Source organism: Mesorhizobium sp. M7A.F.Ca.CA.003.01.2.1 (assembly GCF_003998945.1).
GTDB classification, from domain to species: domain Bacteria; phylum Pseudomonadota; class Alphaproteobacteria; order Rhizobiales; family Rhizobiaceae; genus Mesorhizobium; species Mesorhizobium ciceri.
In genome coordinates this window covers 1-1381 of record NZ_RZRA01001193.1, presented here as the reverse complement: position 1 = coordinate 1381, position 1381 = coordinate 1, and the positions used below count along the sequence as shown (strand labels likewise).

Sequence of the window (1381 nt, the reverse complement as noted above, 5' to 3'; positions counted from 1 at the left end):
GGATAATGCAGCTGAAAGCTGGCGATCTTCAGCGGGCGCAGATGCAGCCAGCTGCCGAAGATATAGGCGGCGACGAGCAGCAGCATCGCGATACCGGCCGCTTCGGACAGGCCATGATGGGCGATGCCGGAAAATCGGTCGAGTATCTCAGGCTCGAACACCAGAACGAGGCCCGAGGCCAAAATCGTCGACAGCACGAAGGTGATCCAGCAGACCGCCACCAGCACGCCGACATCCTGTCCGGTCAGGCCCCTGGTACCGTAGGCGCGGTAGCGGATGACGGCGCCCGAGAACACCGAACCGCCAATGTTGTGCGACAGCGCATAGGTGGTGAAGGAGCACAGCGTGACGAACAGCCACGACACGCGCTTGCCGATATGCAGAAGCGCGATGTGGTCGTAGCCGGCGAGCGAAGCATAGGCGATGATCGAACTCAGCGCGGCAAGAACCCAGCCGCGGGTCGGAATGGCAGCGATGCCGTCCCAGACATCGTCGAGCGAAATGCCGCGCAGTTCGTGCCAGAGCAGCAGCAGCGAGAAGATCACCGCCGCGATGCCGACGACCGGCCAGAAATAGCGTCTCCAGTTCATTGCCTGACTGCCATGCGTTGCGGGGTCCGCTTCCTTTCGTGGCTGGTGGGAGGCCGGCTGCGCCGGATTCTTCCGCTCATTTCAGAAATGCCTCATCGAAGCCGGCTATTCAACCGCGAACCCTTGTCGCAGCGGCGGCCGGCAAGATTTGTCCGTGGGGCGCCCGAAAGAGATGCCGGCAGGCGTTGCGCCGGCAACTGCGGCGTGCGGATTCATCACGCGGCCGCGCCGGAACGGCGGTCAGCGGCCTGCCGGTAAAATTCGGCATGCGGCTCTTGGTGATCGGGCACGGCGCTGTTAGTCTGGCGACAACTTAAAACACTGAAGCGCCTGCTGCGTCCATCATAGGTTCGCGCGGCGCCGGAAGGAACGACAGTGGAAGACCACGATACCGGCGCCGGCGCGCCGGAGGTGGGCGTGTCCAGCTCTTCCCAGCGGTCGGCTGACCCGGGGAACGCAAGCTGGCAGCAACGCCGCCCGACGGAGCTCCGCTCGGCAGACGGGCAGGCGGGCGACGCACCCCACAAAGGCAAGCCCAAGAAGCGGCGCAAGCGAAGGCGCGGGCGCAAGGTTTTTGCGCGCGACGAAGCGCGTCCCGCGGAGAATCGATCGCCGGCGCCAGGCAAAACCGGTGCCCCGGCGGCGGAGGCCCACAGACCGGCGGAAGCGGTGGTCTCGCCCGCCGCTCTTGTGCCGCGGCCGGAACAAGGCGCCCGTCGGCCGCCGGTCCATGAGCTTCCGGTGTTTGCGGCGCTTGACCTCGGCACCAACAATTGCCGGCTGTTGGTCGC

1 protein-coding gene and 1 pseudogene are annotated in these 1381 nt (G+C 65.7%); one reads left to right on the top strand and one right to left on the bottom strand.

Going from position 1 to position 1381, the window contains the following annotated elements:
- A partial coding sequence (locus EN969_RS31115) for a YbhN family protein (RefSeq protein ID WP_164758661.1) occupies positions 1-590 on the bottom strand: 590 nt, incomplete at its 3' end.
- Between the two features lie 375 nt (positions 591-965).
- Here EN969_RS31115 and EN969_RS35645 point away from each other — a divergent pair.
- Positions 966-1381: pseudogene (locus EN969_RS35645) on the top strand (Ppx/GppA family phosphatase); the annotation flags it as partial.